Origin of the sequence: Salinispora oceanensis (assembly GCF_000383575.1) — a bacterium.
In the GTDB taxonomy this organism is placed as follows: domain Bacteria; phylum Actinomycetota; class Actinomycetes; order Mycobacteriales; family Micromonosporaceae; genus Micromonospora; species Micromonospora oceanensis.
On the sequence record NZ_KB911579.1, the window covers coordinates 1,244,909 to 1,259,906 of the forward strand.

Genomic DNA, 14,998 nt, shown 5'->3' on the forward strand with positions numbered 1-14,998 from the left:
TCCGAACTTGGGGGCCCGAGTGCCTCGGAGCCGCCCCGCCGAAACCACCACCCACGGGCCGGACGCCGCCAGCCGGCGACGCGACCCACGAAACGGTCAGGCCTGAGGCGCAGGGGTGACAGGACTTGAACCTGCAGCCTGCGGTTTTGGAGACCGCTGCTCTGCCAATTGAGCTACACCCCTTTGCGGCGGACGTCACCTCACCCGGCCAAAACGGCTGGGTGGGGTCACGTGCCCCACGGCGGACCAGTGTACGGGTAGTGGCACGACTTTCCCAACCGGTCCACCCTCGCGCGTCGAAGATCGGTCAGCCGGGGGTCCGGATGGTCGCCTTCGCCTGCGACAACACTTTCTCTCCGCCGCAGGTCGCGGTGATGTCGATCCTGGTCAAGCCCGCATCAGTGACCTCCCGAACCGCCGCCGTCACCTCGATCTCGGTGCCCTGCTCATCGTCTGGGACAACGACCGGCCGGGTGAATCGGACGCCGTAGTCGACCACCGCGTCGGCAGCACCGGCCCACTCGGTGACGGCCCGGCCCACCAACGCCATCGTGAACATGCCGTGGGCGATCACGCCGGGCAGCCCGACCGAAGTCGCGATCCGGTCGCTCCAGTGGATCGGGTTGAAGTCTCCCGAGGCCCCCGCGTAGCGGATCAGGTCCGCCCGGGTTACCCGGAATGTCTTGGCCGGCAGCTCCATCTCAGCCCTCCCCCCGTACGACAATCTTCGACCAGACAGTGACCACCGACTCACCATCAGGCGTGGTGACCTCGGTGCGGGTAGTCAGGAACCCGTGCCCGCCACGGGTGCGGACATCCTCAATGGTGTTGACGCAGACCAACTCGTCCCCCGCCACGACCGGGCGGGTGTAGGCGAAACGCTGATCGCCGTGGACCACCCGGCTGTAGTCGACACCGAGGTCCGGATCCTCCACGATCTGACGGGTGGCGGCCATGGTGAGCACGACCGGAAAGGTCGGCGGGGCGACCACGTCCGGATGGCCGAGCGCGCGAGCGGCGGCCGGGTCGTGGTGGGCCGGTTCGGTAGCGCCGATCGCGGTCGCGAACTCACGAATCTTCTCTCGGCCCACCTGATAGGGGGCGGTCGGCGGGTAAGTCCGGCCGACGAAGGAGGGGTCCAAGGACATGCCGCGAACCTACACGCAGAACACGGCCGCCGACCCACCCGACCGGCGGCAAAGCCACGCGGGTCGGCGGATCGGCGACCGTGGGTGAATCAGCGGCGGACCGCCAGGATCAGCGGGTCTCGCGGTGGATCGTGTGCCGCCCGTCACGCGGGCAGAACTTCTTCAGCTCGATACGGTCCGGGTCGTTACGCCGGTTCTTGCGCGTGATGTAGTTGCGCTCCTTGCACTCCACACACGCCAAAGTGATCTTCGGCCGGACATCGGTCGCCTTCGCCACGGCGGAGTGCCTTCCTCGTAAATGGGTGACAACTACGGGCGCATCAGCCTACGCGCTGAGCACGTGGACATGCAAAGCGGGCGCCGAAGGCGCCCGTCCCATCATCCGCCGGGTGAGGCCCGATGGACGAAAGTAGCGGTGGCCGGACTTGAACCGGCGACACAGCGATTATGAGCCGCTTGCTCTGCCACCTGAGCTACACCGCCGGGTGGGTCCAGCCGGACCCTCTGAGCCCCCTTACGGAATCGAACCGTAGACCTTCTCCTTACCATGGAGACGCTCTGCCGACTGAGCTAAGGGGGCCTGCGCAACCACTCGGTGGCCGTGCAGAGGTAAGCCTACACGGCGGGATCGCGGAGCTGAAATCGGATCCCCCGGTGGCCCGTCGGCCCAGCTCAGGGCACGACCCGCAGTCGCGGCGGCTCCCCCGGGGCCGCTGTCCCCGACTCCAGCTGGGCGCCGAACCACGCCTCCAGCCGCTCATAGGGCAACGGACGGCTGAACAGGAACCCCTGCCCGTACTCACACCCGATGTCCTGGAGAAGCTCCAAGGTCAACTCGCTCTCCACCCCCTCGGCCACCACGGCGAGGCCGAACTGTTGAGAGAGCGTGACCACCGCGTTGACGATGGCCAGGTCCCCGGGGTCGGTCGCCATCCCCTGCACGAACCGGTGATCGACCTTCACCTCGTGCACGGGGAGCCGGCGCAGGTGGGCAAGCGACGAGTTACCCGTACCGAAGTCATCCACCGACAGGCGGACGCCCAAATCACGCAGGCGCCGCAGGGTCGGAATGGGGCGGTCGGTGCCGTCCAGCACCCCGGACTCCCGGATCTCCAGCGTGAGACGCTCCGGCGGCACCCCGTACTCCTCGAGCAATTCCCGCACCCGCTCCGGAAAGTGCTGGTCGGTCAGCGTACGCGGGGAGAGGTTGACCGCGACGGAGAGCGGGTGACCCCCGGGCGCCCAGTCCCGACTACGCCGTAGCCCCTCCCGGAGCACGAACTCGGTGAGCCGCCCCAGTTGACCGGTGTACTCCGCGACCGCCACGAAGTCCTCCGGCGAGACTGCCCCATGGGTCCGGTCCTCCCAGCGGGCGAGGCACTCGACGCCCACCAACCGCCGGTCCCGCAGGGTGACCTTGGGCTGGAAGTACACCTCCAGCTCCCCATTAGCCAGGGCCCGCCGCAGGTCGCCGGCGAGACCGAGCCGCCGCAGCGACCGGGACTCCAGCGCCGGGTGAAACAGCTGGACGCTCCCGGGCGCGAACTTGGCCGCCCGTACGGCCAGGTCGACCCGTTGCAGCAGCATCGCAGACCCACTGCCATGATCCGGGTGAACAGCGACACCCACCGCGGTGTCCACGTCGAGGGTAAGCCCGTCAAAAATCACCACAGCCCGGATCTGCTCCCGCATCCGCGCCGCCAGGTCCAGAGCCGCATTCGCCCCCTCCAGCCGGAGGGTCACCAAAAACGCGTCACCGCTGACCCGTCCGACCAATGCCGAAGACGGTGCGCAGGACCGAAGCCGCGCGGCGACCTGGACCAACACCGTGTCCCCGGCGACACGCCCGAGAGACTCGTTGACCTCCCGGAGTCGATCAACCGCGAAGAGCAGCAGTGCCACCACCTCACCCGGCGCCCGGATCTTCACCGCCTCGTCCAGCGCCTCGGTGACCCGCCGCCGGTTGGGCAGCTTAGTGAGCGTGTCGTGGTAGGCGTCGTGCCGCAGCCGGTCCACCAGCCGGGAGTTCTCGAGCGCGACGGCGGTGTGCGCGGCGACGGTCTCGAAGACGGGGATGTCCTCCGGGGTGAAGTGACCCCCGGCGCTGAGCCGGTTGACGACCTCCAGTGTGCCGATCACTGCCTTTCCTGACCGTAACGGGACGACGATCACGTCCTTCACCCCATGACCGGCCAGGTCCCGCGAGATGGCGGGAAGTTTCGGAAGGGCCCGGCCCGCCGCGAGGGTCACCCCGGACTCCCGGACCTGTTCCCGCAGGTCGGCAGGGGTTGGGGCGATGTCTAGCAGGCCCCGGTCGTCCACCCGAGCGCTGAGCAACATCTCGGGGTAGCGGCCCAGAGCGGGAAGCCACAGGGTCGCGTACTCGGCCTGCATCAGCGCCCGGATCCGGCCCAGCAGCGCGTCGGCGACAGCACCTTCCCGACCGCCCTCGGTCATCGCCCGGGTCAACTCGTACATGCTGCTCAACATGCGGTGCTGCCGGAGGAACTGCGCGTACGAGCGGTAAATCACCACCATCGCGACGGCCAGCACGGCGATCAACAGCATCGACCACCCGGTCGACTCCAACGCCAACAGCAGGATCAGGCCGATCACTACATTGATAGAGTTTACTATCAGCGGCACCGGGGACCTGCGGACCAGTTCCCGGCCGGCCTGCCAGCCGTGCAACAAGGTCACGACGCCACTGACCGCGATCAGGGAGACCACCGAGTTCACCGTCACCGCGGCGAACAGGACCGCCCACGTCCGGGGGCCAGCTCCGTCAACGCCGGAGAGTCCGACCAGGACGACACCGCCCAGCGAGGCGGCCGCGCCGGTTCGGGCCAAGTTGAATCCGACCTTGACCACGCCGACCCGACGCCAGAGATACCCGACGAGGGCAGACAGCACCATGAGCGCCACAACCGTCACCGGCGGCAGGTAGTAGAAGGCCAGTACAAGCGGGATCTCGGTGGCGATCACCTCGAGCGCCTGGCGGCGGACGACGATCTGCAGGACCTGCGTGCCCGCCGCGACCATCGCGACGAGCAGGGCTGTGGTGATGATCAGATTGCCGGGCGACGACTCGGTCGCGAGTGCCAGGAAGACGGTGCAGAGCACCGCGACCATAGCCAGCGGGGCGGTGATCAGCCAGACCTGCTCGGTGGGCTTCCGCACCGGCGGTGAGCTGCCCGACATACCGCCCCCTGGTCAGTGGCGCGGAGCTACGGAAGTACCGAAACGCCTGCTTCCAGGGCCGGCGCAGTCCAACCGAAGTCAGCAAGTTGGACACTCGAATCCAGCGTGAGCAGGCCACCCGCGAACACAGCCACCACCGCAAACACGAGGGCGGCACCACGCCAGCGGCACGTCGATTGAGACATAGGTGAACTCCTGTCGAGGGGACCGGAGGCGGTTACCGGTGCCACGATGGTGCCACACGTGAATCGCCGGGCAAAGTCGCCGGAACCACTACCGCAGCCAAGCGGGAGGCCCGGCTGAACGGACTCATCAGGACAGCGCGGGACAAACCCAATCCACACCTCACCTGCGCTGTCCCGGCGCACCTCCCTCGGGGTGCGGTCCGGCGATTCCGGGGTATGTCAGCCGCCATGCCAGATCAGGAGCGGTCAGTGGACGCGGAACACTCCCGGCCGGCAGGGGTCGATGACGCCACCGTCGAAGCACTGGGCGGGTTGAGCGAGGCGTTGGAGACAGTCCACCGGGCACGCGGTCACCTGTATTCGGCACACCAGCTCATCGGGGGAGCAGATCTCACCCTCGACCGGGTGGTACGGCTGCTCCGCGGTGCCGGGCACGACGACGTGGCCGACCGGGTCGAGCACGAGCTGCTGGGCCGCAACGTGCTACCCGGGAGATGGACGTTCCAGGTCGTGGAGGAGTTCGACGACGGCTACTACGCCACGTTCCAGGAGATCGAGCGGGACGCACGGGAGCGCCTGGCCGGTGGGCGGCGGCACATCTACGAGGCGGAGATGAAGCAGCGGCGCCGTACCCACGGGTTGCCGGGGCACGAGGCCACGCCGGAGGCGGGGGCTCCGTAAACGTGGCCGGGGCAGCGCCAACGGGTGCGCGGATCGGGCAACGCCCAAACGTTCATCGGTTGACCGGGACTGTCGGGAGCCCGACCCGAGTGGTGCGCAGCGGCGCGGACAGGAGCGCCAGCAGCCCGACGCCGCCGGTGGCCACCGCGCAGATCACGACCGCCACCACCGCACCACGGTGTTCGACGACAGTGCCGAGCACGTTGAGCATGACCAGCGAAGCCAGGCTCTGTACCAGGGTCAGCAAGGCCTGAATCCGGGACAGGTGCGTCTTCGGGGTCGTCCCCAGGATCAGGGGCCCGATGTGCGCGGCGAAGAGACCACTCCCGAGTCCCAGGACCACCGCCGTGCCGATGGCGACAGCGGCGGTGGGTGAGAGGGCCAGTCCGAGGACGCCAACGCTCGCTGTCAACAGACCCCAGGCGGAGAGGAGACCGGGCCGGCCGAGCGGTCCTCGGCGCGCGACAGCCAGGGTGACAACCAGCATGCCGATGCTCTGCGCCCCGAGAATGAGACCGGCAGCCGCGGCGTCCCAGTCTTCCGCCCGCGCGAGCAGCGGGACCAGCAACGACAGCACCGGGAGTAGGAACGCCGCCGCGGCCCCGGTCATCGTCAACCCGGGACGCAGGAGCGGATCACGAAAGCCAACGCGGAGGCTGTCGAAGGCGTCACGGACAACCCCGCTGCCCGCGGGCGGTGGCGGGCCGCCGTACCGCGGCCGGATGGCGATCAGCAGCATCAGTACCGCGGCGAAGGTCACCGCGTTGACCAGGGCGGCCCCCGCCAGCCCGGCCAACCCGACGAGAATCCCACCGAGCGGACCGCCGCCCACGGCCACCAGCTGACCGCCGGCCTGACGTAGCGCCAGGGCCCGCGGCAGTTGGTCCGCGTTGACCAGCCGTCGCGGCATCGAACCGGACGCTGGCAGATAGAAGGCGTCGGCGACCCCCACGGCCACCCCGGCGGTGAGTAGCAGCCAGGGCGGCGCGCCAAGGTGGTAGGCCGCTGCCGCCAGGGCGACCGAGAAGACGAGCATCGCCGCATCCCCGATGATGAGCACTCGGCGTGCGCTCACCCGATCCCCGACCGCCCCACCGATCAGGAGCAGCAGCACCCGCGGCAGCGTGATGGCGGTGAGCACCAGACCGGTGATGGCACCGCCATGCGCACTCGCCTGCCAGCCGAGGGCGAAGTAGAACAGCGAGTTGCCCAGCAGCGAGGCGAGGATCCCGACGAGCCAGAGCAGGTACGAGGTGGGCAGTTGGTACCTCCGGCGACCGAGACGCGGATCTGGACCACCGGACAATGCCGGATCTTGGCCGCTGCCACAAGGCCGGCCAGGAACGGCCGTACCGCGGGGCTACCGTAGGTGCGTGACGCTCTCGCTGGCGATCTCGCCCTGCCCCAACGACACGTTCGTCTTTCACGCGCTGGCGCACGGGCAAGTCCCCGGCGCCCCCGCGGTCACGGTGACCTACGCCGACGTGGACGTGACCAACACGGCCGCCGAGCGGGGTGCGTTCGACCTGGTGAAGGTGAGCTACGCGGCGCTACCGTGGCTGCTCGACGACTACCATCTCCTGCCCTGCGGTGGAGCACTTGGCCGGGGATGCGGGCCCCTGGTGCTGACCCGACCCGACCCTGCTGCGTCACCCGGGGCTTCGGGCAGCCGGGTGACCGGGGCCCCGGATCGGGCCGACCTCTCCGGGGCCACGGTCGCCGTACCCGGTGACCGGACCACGGCCTACCTGCTCTTCCGGCTCTGGTCAGCCGGCCGGCCACCCGCCCGGATCGAGGTGGTGCCGTTCCACGAGATCATGCCGGGAGTCGCCGCCGGTCGGTACGACGCCGGCCTGGTGATCCACGAAGCCCGATTCACCTACCACCGGCACGGGCTGACCGCCCTAGTCGACCTGGGCGAGTGGTGGGAGGCCGACACCGGCCTCCCGATCCCACTCGGCGCTATTCTCGCCCGCCGCGGCAGCGTGGACCCCGAGGCCGCCACCGGATGGATTCGGGAGTCGGTCCACCGCGCCTGGGCAGACCCGGCGGCCAGCCGCGAGTACGTGCTGAGGCACGCGCAGGAGATGGAGCCCGACGTGGTCAAGCAGCACATTGACCTCTATGTGAACGAGTTCACCGCCGACCTGGGTGAAGCCGGGTACGCCGCCGTCAACGCGCTGCTGGGCCGGGCTGCCGACGCCGGCCTGGTGCCTCAGACCTCCAACTCGCGGGCGACCGCGTGGACCAGCTGAGCGATCTTCTGCGCGGTCTTCCGGTCGGGGAACCGGCCTCGGCGTAGGTTCGGCTGCACCTTCGCCTCCAGCACCTTGATCATGTCTTCGACGAGGCCATGTAGCTCCTCCGCCGGGCGACGACGTAGCTCCGCCACCGACGGTGGAGCCTCCAACAGCTTGACCCCCATCGCCTGGGCACCACGACGGCTGTCGACCACACTGAAATCGACCCGCTGCCCACCCTTGAGGTCGGTGACACCCGCCGGAAGCGCAGCCTTGGGCAGGAACACGTCGCCGCCCTCGTCGCTGGTGACGAACCCGTATCCCTTGGTCGCGTCGTACCACTTCACTCGACCCGTCGGCACTTGAAAACCTCTGCTTCACTCACGACGTCTACTGCTCTAAGGCTAGCCGGACCGCGGCGTCGGGCGCCGCTGGGAATCCAGTGAGATCATCGCGCACCGGCGCCACCCCGGCCACAGCTGCCACGGTCCGGCGGTCACCGATGCGGTGGGGGCGACTGGCCGACCGAGGGGCGGAGCGGGCACCCGTCGGGCTAGCGTGGAAAGACGATGACCAACTCACTCGCCGACCACCTGCGTGCGCTTCCCGACCAGGCGCTCGCGGCCCTGCTCCAGCAGCGGCCGGACCTCGTCGTACCGGTCCCCACCGACCTCGCCGCGCTCGCCCTCCGAGCCCAGTCCCGGGTATCGGTGGCCCGCGTGCTGGACAGCCTGGACCGGTTCACGCTTCAGGTCCTCGACGCCGCCCGGCTCACCCGCGACGCGGCGGCCGGCACGACCAGCCTCGACGTGATCCTCGCCATGGCCGCCGCCAACGCCCGCCCGCCCGACCCGGCCGCCGTCCGCGAAGCGGTGCGACTGCTCCGATCCCGCCTGCTGCTGTACGGGCCCGACGAACGCATCCACGTGATCGGCGGCATCGACGAAATCTCCCCGTACCCCGCCGGTCTGGGCCGGCCGGCAGCGGAGCTGGACTCGCGGGCGGCCGCCCTCTGCGCGGACCCGGCGAAGCTGCGGCGCACCCTGCTCTCGGCGCCGCCGTCGGCGCGGGCCATCCTGGATCGGCTCGCCGCCGGCCCGCCGGTCGGCAGCGTGCCACCGGGGGCATTGCAGGCCCCACCCCTGGGCGCCGAGGATTCCCTACCACCGGACCCCACGAACGGTGGCGCACCGACCGGGTCACCGGTGCGCTGGCTGGTTGACCACCGGCTCCTGGTTTCGGTCACCACCGGTGGAGGCGGCCGGCCTGGGACTGTCGAGCTGCCCCGGGAGGTGGGGCTCCTGCTCCGCCGGGACACCGGCTCGCTCGGCCCCATGCCCACCGACCCGCCGCTGGTCGCGGCCCCACCCCGGGAACCAAAGGCGGTCGACTCGGCCGGGGCGGGTCAGACCATGGAGGTGGTCCGCCAGGCCGAGGCGCTGCTGGAACAGCTTGCCGCAGAGCCGGCCTCGGTGCTTCGCTCCGGCGGCCTGGGCGTCCGCGACCTGCGCCGGCTGGCCCGCGCCCTCGGCCTGGACGAACCGACCGCCGCACTGCTGCTGGAGGCGGCGCACGCCGCCGGGCTGACCGGGGAGCTGGAGGCCCCCGGGGTTGCCGCGCCCCGTTCCGGCGCCGAACAACAGGTGCTGCCGAGCGCCGGCTACGAGGCCTGGCGAGCCGGTTCGCTGGCGCAACGGTGGGAACAGCTGGCCCGGGCCTGGCTGACGATGACCCGGCAACCCGGGCTGGTCGGCCAACGCGACGACCGGGACCGCCCGATCACGGTGCTCTCCCCCGAGGCGGAACGTGCTGGGGCGCCGATCGCCCGGCAGGCGGCGCTCGGTGTCCTCGCCGACCTGGAGCCGGCGACGGCGCCCACCCCGGACGAGGTGTTGGAGCTGCTGGACTGGCGAGCGCCCCGGCGCAGTCGGGGACGGGAGGCGGCGCACCGGGAGGTGCTGACCGAGGCGGCCACGCTGGGCGTGACCGGGCTGGGGGCGCTCACCTCGTACGGGCGGCTGCTGCTCGCCGACACCACCGCCGGCGAGCAGCGGGGCGCTGACGACCCGCTGGGCCTACAGGCCGACGGCGAACCGTCAACGGCGGTACGGGCGCTGGACGGGCTGCTACCCGCCCCGGTTGATCACTTCCTGGTGCAGGCCGATCTGACCGTCGTCGTACCCGGACCGGCTGACCCGACGCTCGCCGCCGAGCTGGACGTGGTGGCCGAGCACGAGTCGGCCGGCGGAGCCAGCGTGCACCGGGTGAACCCGGCAAGCGTCCGGCGGGCGCTGGACGCCGGCTACTCGGCGGACGACCTACACGGGTTGTTCGCTCGACGCTCGCGGACCCCAGTGCCGCAGGGGCTCACCTACCTGGTTGACGATGTCGCCCGCCGGCACGGCGGGCTGCGGGTCGGCGCCACCGGGGCGTACCTACGCAGCGACGATGAGGCGCTGCTCGGCGAGGTACTCGCCGACCGTCGGCTGGAGGTGCTGGCCCTCCGCCGACTCGCGCCGACCGTGCTCGTCACTCCGGGACCGGTCAACCGCCTGCTCGCCACGCTGCGCGAGGCCGGCTACGCGCCGGTGCCCGAGGACGCCACCGGCGCGGCGGTGCTCACCCGACCCAGGACCCGCCGGGCACCGGCGCGCTCGCCGGGCACCGCCCGGATCGTTGACCCGCTCGCCGCCCCGAGGCTCCCGATGCCCCGGCTCCTCGGCATGGTCGAGCAGATCCGGCGGGGCGACGCCGCCACCCGAGCCGCACAGCGGGCACCGGCGTTGCTCCGCGGCCAGGAAGGCGCCGGAGCCGCGCACCGCCACACCGATGCGCTGGCCGTACTCCAGCAAGCGGTTCGGGACAAGGCGCTGGTCTGGGTGGGGTATGTCGACGCGCACGGGGCGACCGCCTCCCGGCTGGTCCGGCCGGTCTCGATCGGGGCGGGTTACCTCCGGGCAGAAGACGAGCGGACCGAAATGCTGCACACCTTCGCCCTGCACCGGGTGGCGGCCGCGGTGCTGGCGGACTGACCGCCGGGACTACGCGGCAGTGGCGCTGGCGGACTGACCGCCGGAACTACACAGCCCCGGTCGCGGGTGGGAGGGTCGCGGCGGATCAGCGCCGGTCGCGGCGGAACGTGCCGACCACGGCCACCACCAGCAGCAGACCAAACGCCGTACCGGCGGTCTCGCCGACCGAGTCCACGAGACCCTGCTGCTGCACCAGCAGACCAAACAGGAACCAACCGAACAGGAGCACCCCGCCGGCCACGTAGGCGACCATCATGCCGGCGGAGACGGGCGGAGCAGGTCTCCGCGGCGTCTCGGCCATCACGTCCTGGTCGAGGGTCATTCCGTCCTCCCCGCCATCGGCACAGCTCGAAGGTCCAGGGTGACACCCACAACGGCCGTGGGCCAGCACCTCGACCGGCCGGTCCGGCCCGGGCGTTGCGCCCGCCCCCGTTGGCGACTCCGCCGCCCCGACCGACGCGGGCCCTCCGCCCCCGCCGCCCTCGGCCACGGATCGAACGCGTACGCACCGGCGCCGACCAGCGTGACGACCGTGCGGGCAAGGTCCGGTAGGCGACCCGGAAGCAGAAACATGAAACTCGCCCGTGTTAGTCGTCACCCTGCAAGACGTACCAGTGCCCCGCCAGGTTGCATGGCGCGCGCAAATTCCTGCATCCGGTGCGGAGCGTGCAACACTGGTTGGTCGTCTCGCGGCACCACTGCCCGGTTCGACAGCCGGCATCCGAAGATCAAGAGAGGCGCTCACGTGAGTGGTGGACCCCTGATCGTGCAGTCGGACAAGACCCTGCTGTTGGAGATCGAACACCCCGATGCGCAGGCATGCCGGTTGGCGATCGCACCGTTCGCCGAGTTGGAGCGCTCACCGGAGCACGTGCACACTTACCGGCTGACCCCGCTGGGGTTGTGGAATGCCCGGGCCGCCGGTCACGACGCCGAGGGCGTGGTCAACGCGCTGATCACGTACAGCCGCTATCCGGTGCCGCACGCCCTGCTGGTTGACGTGGCCGAGACGATGGACCGGTACGGCCGGCTGCAACTGATCAACGACCCGGCGCACGGCCTGGTGCTGCGGGCCGTGGACCGGGTGGTACTGGTCGAGGTCGCCAAGAGCAAGAAGCTCGCCGGGATGCTCGGCGTGAAGCTCGACGACGACACCATCGCGGTGCATCCGTCCGAACGCGGGCGGCTCAAGCAGGCGCTACTCAAGCTCGGCTGGCCGGCCGAGGACCTGGCCGGGTACGTCAACGGGGAGGCCCACCCGATCGAGCTGGCCGAGGCCGGCGCGGACGGCGGGAAGCCGTGGACGTTGCGCTCCTACCAGCGGGAGGCGGTGGAGGCGTTCTGGGCCGGCGGGTCGGGCGTGGTGGTGCTGCCCTGCGGCGCGGGGAAGACCCTGGTCGGGGCGGCGGCGATGGCCGAGGCGAAGGCGACCACGCTGATCCTGGTGACGAACACCGTGGCGGGACGGCAGTGGAAGCGGGAGTTGGTGGCCCGCACGTCGCTGACCGAGGCGGAGATCGGCGAGTACTCGGGCGAGCGCAAGGAGATCCGTCCGGTCACCATCGCGACGTACCAGGTGTTGACGTCCCGGCGCGGCGGCGCCTTCACCCACCTGGACCTGTTCGGGGCGCGGGACTGGGGTCTGGTCGTCTACGACGAGGTCCACCTGCTGCCCGCACCGATCTTCCGGTTCACCGCCGACCTGCAGGCCCGTCGCCGGCTAGGGCTGACCGCCACCCTGGTTCGCGAGGACGGTCGGGAGGGGGACGTGTTCAGCCTGATCGGTCCGAAGCGGTACGACGCGCCGTGGAAGGACATCGAACAGCAGGGCTGGATCGCCCCAGCCCGGTGCACCGAGGTACGGGTGACGCTCACCGAGGCCGAGCGGATGGCGTACGCGACGGCGGAGGCCGAGGAGCGCTACCGGATGGCGGCGACCACCCGGACCAAACTGCCGGTGGTGAAGGCACTGCTCGACCGACACCCGGGCGAGCAGACCCTGGTGATCGGCGGGTACATCGACCAGCTACACCAGCTGGGGGAGTATCTGGACGCACCGATCGTCCAAGGGTCAACCACGAACCGGGAGCGGGAGCGGCTCTTCGACGCGTTCCGCTCCGGTGAGCTGCGAACCCTGGTGATCTCGAAGGTGGGTAACTTCTCGATCGATCTGCCGGAGGCCGCGGTTGCGGTCCAGGTGTCAGGCACGTTCGGCTCCCGGCAGGAGGAGGCGCAGCGGCTCGGCCGGGTGCTCCGGCCCAAGGCCGACGGCCGGCAGGCGCACTTCTACACCGTGGTGTCCCGGGACACGATCGACACCGAGTACGCCGCGCACCGGCAACGCTTCCTCGCCGAGCAGGGGTACGCGTACACGATCGTGGACGCCGACGATGTCCTCGGCCCGTCGCTACCCTCGGTCGACTGACCGCCCGGGCGGGGGGTAACTCCGAGTTCGACCACCCGTGGCACCCAAGCAGGGTCGCAACGACCCCGCCCGGCCGGGCGGATCACGACGATCAGGTAGAGCCTTCCGGATCATTGCCACCAGCAGCCCTTCCCGCTCCTTCAGGAATCCCTCGAGTTCCTTGTCGGAAGACCCTTGGCGGAAGCGTCCTGGCCATTCAGGGCTCTTGTAGTCAGCCGTCATTCCGCCCGCCTGGCCCATGTCGGAGCGAAACCGGCGGAGAACTTACTCCCTCGTCAACCCTGGATGTCGAGCATCAAGGCATAGATCAACCAGAAGGTCCGCAATCTGTCCTCTTGATACAGGGCGGCTCTGGTTGGTGCAGGGCGGCTCTGGCTACCGCCCATCCACGATCAAGCTACTGGTTGACGAACCAGGCAATCGCCCCCGCCACGGCTCTACCACCCATTGCCGACGCAACCGACACACCTCTACACTTCACCCGCTATCGATATCCGTCGACAGTCAGGACCATGAATATGCGCAAGCGAAGCCTCGCCCTGGTCTCCGTCATGACGGTAGTCGGCCTGACTCTACCCAGTACGACCGCAGTCGACAGCGCGGCTGGGCGCCGCCTGCCCATCCCCATCGATCCCCGCGGCGTCGGGCTACAGCCGTTCACGGGTCAGCCGGCCACAGCCCACCCGATCGACAACGGAGAGGTGCCGCAACATCCCTTCATGGCCGCCAACGGCACCAGCAACATGCATGGCGACGCATACCAGACCGACGCGTACCAGATTCCCGGCCCTTCCGGGCGCGATCTGACGGTAAGCAGCCGGTTGCAGGGCGGAGTATGCGCTTCGGTCACCTTCGACTCCAAGGGCCGGATCGTCACGGTCTGCATCACCCCGGGCCAGGCACCTCGGCTACTCCTCCTGGATCCGGACACCCTCGACGCGATCGCCGCCCTGAGCCTGCCTGGCGCCGCCAGCGCCAGCCCCACCGACGCCGTCGGCGGGGCGTACTTCTATCTCGACAACCACGACCAGGCGATCATCCCCACCAACACCGGCGAGATCCTGGTCGTCGCCGTCCAGGGCGACCACCTCGCACCCCAACGCCGCTACGACCTCACCCCCGCCATCGGCACCAGCGGCATCGTGTCGGCCCTGCCGGACTGGTCGGGACTGCTCTGGTTCGCCGCCAAGGACGGAACCGTCGGCACCCTTGACATGACCAATGGCCGCATCAAAACGCACCAACTCGACGGCGAGCAGATCGCCAACAGCATCGCCGTGGACGAATCCGGCGGAGTGTTTGTCGTCAGCGACCACGCGCTCTATCGGTTCGACGCGACCCCAAGCGGCCGGCCCGAAGTCACCTGGCGCGCCCCCTACGACCGAGGGAGCCGACTGAAGCCCGGCCAGTTCAGCCACAGCAGCGGTACCACCCCCACCCTGATCGGCCCGGCGTCTGGCCCGGATGGGGGCTACGTGGCCATCACCGACAACGCCGATCCGACCATGCGAGTACTCGTGTTCGCCCGCGGCAAGAACGGGCCGACCGAAATCTGCGCCCAGCCGGTCTTTCCCGCCGGCACCAGCGCCACCGAGAACAGCCTCGTCGCCGTCGGCGGTGACATCATCGTCGAGAACAACTACGGATACCAGTTCGATGGACGGGCGCTACTCAAAGGGCTGACCGGGGCCAGGCAGCCCGACACGGTGCCGGGTCTGACCCGGATACACGTCGACTACCCCGGCCGAAACTGTTCCGTCGACTGGTCCAACACGGTCGAGCGGATCCCGAGTGTGGTCAGCAAGGTCTCGCTGGCCAATGGGCTGCTGTACACCTACACCCACCCCGCTGCCGACGAACTGGCGTTCCGCCCCGGCGGCCAGCTACTTAGGCATCCGGACGCGTGGTACCTCACCGCGATCGACGTACGGTCCGGTGAACGGGTATGGAGCAGGCTGGCCGGGGCCGGACCGCTCGTCAACAACCACTACGCCCCCATCTCCATCGGACCCGACGGTGCCGCGTACATCGGTGCCGTCGGCGGCCTCATCCGCATCGCCGACAAGGAACCCGGCTGATTCGTGGT

General features: G+C 69.9%; 12 protein-coding genes and 3 tRNA genes. 5 read left to right on the plus strand and 10 right to left on the minus strand.

Features of this window, described 5'->3' with window-relative positions; translation table 11 throughout:
* Positions 1-110 precede the first annotated feature (110 nt).
* The 7 genes from SALPAC4_RS0105625 to SALPAC4_RS0105655 all read right to left on the minus strand — a co-directional run bounded on the left by SALPAC4_RS0105625 (position 111) and on the right by SALPAC4_RS0105655 (position 4,349).
* Positions 111-183: transfer RNA gene (locus SALPAC4_RS0105625), tRNA-Trp, on the minus strand.
* A gap of 124 nt (positions 184-307) precedes the next feature.
* Positions 308-700, minus strand: coding sequence for a MaoC family dehydratase (locus SALPAC4_RS0105630; protein WP_019869479.1), 393 nt, complete (start codon positions 698-700; stop codon positions 308-310).
* Between the two features lies 1 nt (position 701).
* Positions 702-1,148, minus strand: a complete 447-nt coding sequence (locus SALPAC4_RS0105635) for a MaoC family dehydratase N-terminal domain-containing protein (protein WP_018729096.1) — start codon at positions 1,146-1,148, stop codon at positions 702-704.
* Positions 1,149-1,257: 109 nt separating this feature from the next.
* Positions 1,258-1,425 carry a 50S ribosomal protein L33 gene (gene rpmG, locus SALPAC4_RS0105640; protein WP_012184342.1) on the minus strand — a complete coding sequence of 56 codons (168 nt, stop codon included), beginning with the start codon at positions 1,423-1,425 and terminating at the stop codon, positions 1,258-1,260.
* Between the two features lie 133 nt (positions 1,426-1,558).
* Positions 1,559-1,631: transfer RNA gene (locus tag SALPAC4_RS0105645), tRNA-Met, on the minus strand.
* Between the two features lie 24 nt (positions 1,632-1,655).
* Positions 1,656-1,728 (minus strand) — tRNA-Thr (locus tag SALPAC4_RS0105650).
* A gap of 92 nt (positions 1,729-1,820) precedes the next feature.
* Complete coding sequence (locus SALPAC4_RS0105655) at positions 1,821-4,349, minus strand: putative bifunctional diguanylate cyclase/phosphodiesterase (RefSeq protein WP_019869480.1); 2,529 nt, start codon at positions 4,347-4,349, stop codon at positions 1,821-1,823.
* A gap of 401 nt (positions 4,350-4,750) precedes the next feature.
* Between SALPAC4_RS0105655 and SALPAC4_RS0105660 the strand changes: the two genes are divergently transcribed.
* Complete coding sequence (locus SALPAC4_RS0105660) at positions 4,751-5,215, plus strand: hypothetical protein (protein WP_019869481.1); 465 nt, start codon at positions 4,751-4,753, stop codon at positions 5,213-5,215.
* A gap of 52 nt (positions 5,216-5,267) precedes the next feature.
* Here the strand turns inward: SALPAC4_RS0105660 and SALPAC4_RS0105665 are convergent, their stop codons facing one another.
* Positions 5,268-6,521 carry an MFS transporter gene (locus tag SALPAC4_RS0105665; protein WP_019869482.1) on the minus strand — a complete coding sequence of 418 codons (1,254 nt, stop codon included), beginning with the start codon at positions 6,519-6,521 and terminating at the stop codon, positions 5,268-5,270.
* A 67-nt stretch (positions 6,522-6,588) separates the two neighbouring features.
* Between SALPAC4_RS0105665 and SALPAC4_RS0105670 the strand changes: the two genes are divergently transcribed.
* Positions 6,589-7,470: a 1,4-dihydroxy-6-naphthoate synthase gene (locus tag SALPAC4_RS0105670; protein ID WP_019869483.1), complete on the plus strand. Its 882-nt coding sequence runs from the start codon at positions 6,589-6,591 to the stop codon at positions 7,468-7,470.
* Here the strand turns inward: SALPAC4_RS0105670 and SALPAC4_RS0105675 are convergent.
* Positions 7,431-7,817, minus strand: coding sequence for a cold-shock protein (locus SALPAC4_RS0105675; protein WP_012184346.1), 387 nt, complete (start codon positions 7,815-7,817; stop codon positions 7,431-7,433). The two genes, SALPAC4_RS0105670 and SALPAC4_RS0105675, sit on opposite strands and share 40 nt — an antisense overlap.
* Positions 7,818-8,024: 207 nt before the next feature.
* Between SALPAC4_RS0105675 and SALPAC4_RS0105680 the strand changes: the two genes are divergently transcribed.
* Positions 8,025-10,487: a helicase-associated domain-containing protein gene (locus SALPAC4_RS0105680; protein ID WP_019869484.1), complete on the plus strand. Its 2,463-nt coding sequence runs from the start codon at positions 8,025-8,027 to the stop codon at positions 10,485-10,487.
* A gap of 85 nt (positions 10,488-10,572) precedes the next feature.
* Here SALPAC4_RS0105680 and SALPAC4_RS0105685 read toward each other — a convergent pair whose 3' ends face one another.
* The gene (locus SALPAC4_RS0105685; protein ID WP_018729089.1) at positions 10,573-10,809 is read right to left on the minus strand and encodes a hypothetical protein; all 237 of its coding nucleotides are present in this window, start codon (positions 10,807-10,809) and stop codon (positions 10,573-10,575) included.
* Between the two features lie 423 nt (positions 10,810-11,232).
* On the opposite strand from SALPAC4_RS0105685, the gene SALPAC4_RS0105690 reads away from it, so the two are divergent.
* Together SALPAC4_RS0105690 and SALPAC4_RS0105695 are read left to right on the plus strand one after the other, a co-directional pair.
* Positions 11,233-12,912, plus strand: a complete 1,680-nt coding sequence (locus SALPAC4_RS0105690; RefSeq protein WP_019869485.1) for a DNA repair helicase XPB — start codon at positions 11,233-11,235, stop codon at positions 12,910-12,912.
* Between the two features lie 518 nt (positions 12,913-13,430).
* Positions 13,431-14,990 carry a hypothetical protein gene (locus SALPAC4_RS0105695; protein ID WP_019869486.1) on the plus strand — a complete coding sequence of 520 codons (1,560 nt, stop codon included), beginning with the start codon at positions 13,431-13,433 and terminating at the stop codon, positions 14,988-14,990.
* Positions 14,991-14,998: the final 8 nt, after the last annotated feature.

Coding starts and splice junctions, on each gene's coding strand:
- SALPAC4_RS0105630 (WP_019869479.1), bottom strand. CDS start 700: ATGGAGCTGCCGGCCAAGACATTCCGGGTAACCCGGGCGGACCTGATC.
- SALPAC4_RS0105635 (WP_018729096.1), bottom strand. CDS start 1,148: ATGTCCTTGGACCCCTCCTTCGTCGGCCGGACTTACCCGCCGACCGCC.
- SALPAC4_RS0105655 (WP_019869480.1), bottom strand. CDS start 4,349: ATGTCGGGCAGCTCACCGCCGGTGCGGAAGCCCACCGAGCAGGTCTGG.
- SALPAC4_RS0105660 (WP_019869481.1), top strand. CDS start 4,751: ATGTCAGCCGCCATGCCAGATCAGGAGCGGTCAGTGGACGCGGAACAC.
- SALPAC4_RS0105680 (WP_019869484.1), top strand. CDS start 8,025: ATGACCAACTCACTCGCCGACCACCTGCGTGCGCTTCCCGACCAGGCG.
- SALPAC4_RS0105685 (WP_018729089.1), bottom strand. CDS start 10,809: ATGACCCTCGACCAGGACGTGATGGCCGAGACGCCGCGGAGACCTGCT.
- SALPAC4_RS0105695 (WP_019869486.1), top strand. CDS start 13,431: ATGCGCAAGCGAAGCCTCGCCCTGGTCTCCGTCATGACGGTAGTCGGC.